1 protein-coding gene is annotated in these 804 nt (G+C 35.1%); it reads right to left on the reverse strand.

From position 1 onward, the window contains the following. Positions 1-223: 223 nt before the first annotated feature. Complete coding sequence (locus CRO04_RS25760) at positions 224-676, reverse strand: pyridoxamine 5'-phosphate oxidase family protein (RefSeq protein WP_097007070.1); 453 nt, start codon at positions 674-676, stop codon at positions 224-226. Positions 677-804 lie beyond the last annotated feature (128 nt).

Genomic DNA, 804 nt, shown 5'->3' on the forward strand with positions numbered 1-804 from the left:
CATTTTTTTCATTTTCTTCAAAACTTTTCTCATCGGTCATCGATGTGTTTTTGGAAGAAGTTTGCCGCCGTTTTCAGCGGCGAGGTATATCATACCAAAGCTTTCGACAAAAGTCAACAGTTTTTATATTTTAAATTTTATTTTTTTCTGAGGTACCGGAAAGTTCATTTTAAACATGGAAAAACCTCGGTTGCCGGCTGGATTCTTCTATATAAACAGTCGTCTATTTTGATTCAGACAATTGTTCTCTTAACGGTTCGTCAATATTAAATACTTCTGAATGGAAATTACTATAATACCGTCCGTCTAATGCTGTAAACTTCAATACACAGTAGTCAGGATCATTAACGCCCTGGGGATAATACATTGTATCTCCATTACGCCATATCATCTGCCTGCTCGCTTCATCTTCCAAAACTTCCATGGTGCCTCTAAGCATTACTCCCCGGAAAAAACGCTTGTCACAGAAATAGATACATGCGTTTTCGTTATCTTTGTATTGACCCACTCTCATTGAAGATGTATTTGTTGTAAAATAAAACGTTTTTATACCCTCTCTCTTTCTGGGTGGAAGCATCGCTTTCGTATTGGGGAACCCCATACAATCAACAGAGCTTATAAATGAAACATTTTGTTTATCAATCAGATTACCAATTGTTTTTTCGGGATTAATCATTTCTTACACCTCCTCGTATAATATTTTTAAGATACATAAATGTACCTTGATAACTTAATTAATTTTGTTCAATAGGCTTAGTTAAGCCCATGATATAATTGTCTTAGTGTCAATCAGGTAATAGTTCT

Origin of the sequence: Lacrimispora amygdalina (genome assembly GCF_900205965.1) — a bacterium.
Lineage (GTDB): Bacteria > Bacillota > Clostridia > Lachnospirales > Lachnospiraceae > Lacrimispora > Lacrimispora amygdalina_A.

Excerpts from the sequence above, each read along its gene's own strand:
- CRO04_RS25760 (WP_097007070.1), bottom strand. The coding sequence starts at position 676 with ATGATTAATCCCGAAAAAACAATTGGTAATCTGATTGATAAACAAAAT.